Raw genomic sequence first — 3,170 nt, 5'->3', positions numbered from 1 at the left:
GAATACGGATCGTATCCGTACCGGCCCCCTCAACCTTGGCCCCCATCCGGTTCAGGTAATCCGCCAGATCAGCAATTTCAGGCTCACGGGCAGCGTTTTCCAGAACACTTTCACCCTTGGCAATGGCGGCAGCCATCATCAGGTGCTCAGTACCACCCACGGTGGAGACATCAAAGTTGATCCGGGCACCTTTTAGCCCCTTCTTTGCAATCGCTTCAACGTAGCCATGCTCAAGCTTTATCTCAGCCCCCAGTGCCTTCAAACCTTTCAGGTGCTGATCTATCGGACGGGCACCGATGGCACAGCCACCGGGCAGGGAGACCCGTGAACGGCCAAAGCGGGCCAACAGCGGCCCCAGTACCAACACCGAGGCACGCATGGTCTTGACCAGGTCATAGGTGGCTTCAACGGTGTTAATGGTACCGGCATCGATCCGCATGGTATTCTCATGGCGTTCAATGGTGGCGCCCAGAGACTCCAGCAATTTTGCCGTCGTGGTGATGTCGCGCAGACGGGGAACATTGGTGATGGTACTGGCTCCGGGAGCCAGCGCAGCTGCAATACAGATCGGCAGGGAAGCGTTCTTGGAGCCACTGACGGTTACTTCGCCCTTCAGCTTCTTTCCGCCGTTAATAATCAGTTTATCCACAGATAGATGCCTCGAATTGAAATAAAATAATGGGCTATACTAGCCCAGAGCAACATGAAGGAAAAGAAAAAACACCAACAACTTAGCGGTACACCGGCAGGGTACCCCGCACCTCAAAAACCGGACCATTATCGATCTCTTCAAAATAGCCGTAATCATCACCGTATTCACTGTCAGGGACCGCCCACTCATACAGCTTGCGTGAGTCCACCAGAATAGGCTCTTCAGGCGTACCAAAGGTACGTTCCTGCATCTCTTCATCATACAGGCCGACGCAACCGTGGGAAGCCGGTCGCCCCGGCAGATCACGGGCATGGATATAGTAGCCGATATTTTTTTCATCAATATAAAAACGCAGGGCATAGTCCATCGGATACTGTTCCCCATCTTCACCGTTAATCTTGTACAGCGAAGATGTATGGGTCTGATGGCGGGCATCAATCCTGAAAGTGCCAACCGGGGTTTCTGTACCGGCCTTACCAGTGGCTGCAGGCATGGAAAACTTCAGCATACCCCGTTCATAGGCGCCGATCCACTGCTCAGTCAAATCCAGCAGAATATACTTACGATGGACCTTTGCCTCAGAAAGCTCCTTTGGCAACGGCGTATAACCACGGATATCCTCCATCCGCTCCGGCTCCTTGATGGTCATGCCGGGATAGACATGCCGCCGATCAACTCGATTGAAACGGGCTACCCAGATCCAGTCCTTGCCATAGAGCGATTCAAGGGTCTCATGGGGACGGACAAAACGGGGGTGCCAACGCATCCCTTTCTGGCTGGGATACTCAATCCGGGACAGGTCTTCCTGCGCCTTGTCCGTTGGAGAAGCCCCAGGCGGGTCAACCACATCGGCCTCCCAAACAAGCCAGCCGCCGGAGATCAAGACGGTAAAAAAAGCCACCAGCACCAGCCGGTGGCTCAAGCGCATGTGGCTTGTTCGCATTGTCTATTCTACCGTCACGGATTTTGCCAGATTTCTCGGTTGATCCACATCAGTACCTTTCAACACAGCAATATGGTAGGCCAGCAGCTGCAGCGGCACTGACAGCAGGATCGGATCAAGATCATCACTCAGTTCTGGCAGCTCCAACGTTGCCTCTGCCTTGTCGTTTACGTCATGATCGCCTGCACTGCAAAGGGCGATCACCCGGCCACTACGGGCTATGACCTCCTCCATGTTGGAAACGGTCTTTTCATAGGTGCTGTTTTTGGGCACCAGCACCACCACCGGCACATGCTCATCAATCAGGGCGATCGGGCCGTGTTTCATTTCTCCGGCGGGATAGCCTTCAGCATGAATATAAGAGATTTCCTTCAATTTCAGAGCGCCTTCCAGAGCGATCGGGAAATTTCGGCCCCTGCCCAGATAGAGGAAGTCACGGGCATTCATATACTGACGGGCAATCTTTTCGGTCTGTTCATTTAGTTTCAGAGTCTGTTCCAGCAGTTCAGGCACCTTTTTCAGATCAGCAATCATCTGCTGCCCCTGTGCCGCATTCAACCGGCCAATGGCCCGGCCAAAACGGATGGTAAACAGGTACAGCGCGGTCAACTGAGTCACAAAGGCCTTGGTGGAGGCCACGCCGATTTCCGGCCCGGCATGGGTGTAGATCACTCCGGCAGCGTCACGGGCAATGGATGAATCCAGCACGTTACAGATGGCCAGATTCATAGCCCCCAACTTCTTGGCTTCGCGCAAGGCAGCCAGAGTGTCTGCTGTTTCACCTGACTGGGAGATGACCATCACCAGCGTTTTTTCATCAATCACCGGGCTGCGATAGCGGAATTCAGAGGCGATATCGATCTCCACCGGGATACGGCAGTGTCCTTCGATCAGGAATTTGCCAGTCAGAGCAGCATGCCAAGAGGTACCGCAGGCCACAATCACCATCCGCTGTACAGTCTGCAGGGTGGCATCATCGTAGCCCAGATCTTCCAGATAGACATCCCCCTGCTGCTCCTGCAGCCGTCCGGCAATGGTATCCCGCACCGCCCGGGGCTGTTCGTGGATTTCCTTCAGCATGAAGTGCTTGTAACCACCTTTTTCTGCCATCAGAGGAGACCAGTCAATGTGACGAGCCTTCTTCTCCAGCGGAGCACCTGCAATAGAGGAAAAACTGGCGCTAGTACGATGGAAAACCACCAGTTCGCCATCCTCCATAAAAACCATCTCACGGGTATGGGCCAGAATAGCGGGGATATCAGAAGCGACGAAGAACTCGCCATGCCCCAGACCAACCACCATCGGTGAACCTATCTTGGCTGCAATCAGGGTGTCGGGCTGATCCTTGCACAGGATACAAACGGCAAAGGCGCCCTGCAGTTCCTGCAGGGCGGTACGGACCGCTGCTTCAAAGGACTCAGCAGTCTTCAACCGCTCATCAACCAGATGTGCAATCACTTCAGTATCGGTCTGACTGGAAAACCCGTGTCCTGCTGCCTGGAGTTGTTCTTTCAGACTCAGGTAGTTTTCAATAATGCCATTATGCACGACGACAACCGGACCAGACGTGTGGGG

Annotated in this window: 3 protein-coding genes; all 3 read right to left on the bottom strand. The window is 54.1% G+C overall.

Features of this window, described 5'->3' with window-relative positions; genetic code table 11:
* On the bottom strand, positions 1–649 hold a 649-nt coding region (locus OEL57_RS15650), incomplete at its 3' end, for a UDP-N-acetylglucosamine 1-carboxyvinyltransferase (protein ID WP_300741752.1).
* An 82-nt stretch (positions 650–731) separates the two neighbouring features.
* Complete coding sequence (locus tag OEL57_RS15645; protein ID WP_300741750.1) at positions 732–1,595, bottom strand: L,D-transpeptidase; 864 nt, start codon at positions 1,593–1,595, stop codon at positions 732–734.
* 3 nt (positions 1,596–1,598) lie between these two features.
* Positions 1,599–3,170, bottom strand: a 1,572-nt coding sequence (gene glmS / locus OEL57_RS15640) for a glutamine--fructose-6-phosphate transaminase (isomerizing) (RefSeq protein ID WP_300741748.1), incomplete at its 5' end; no start/stop codon positions are given.

The sequence above is a fragment of the Trichlorobacter sp. genome (assembly GCF_030247655.1).
Classification (GTDB): Bacteria; Desulfobacterota; Desulfuromonadia; order Geobacterales; family Pseudopelobacteraceae; genus Trichlorobacter.
This window is presented reverse-complemented; position numbering and strand designations above follow the sequence as displayed.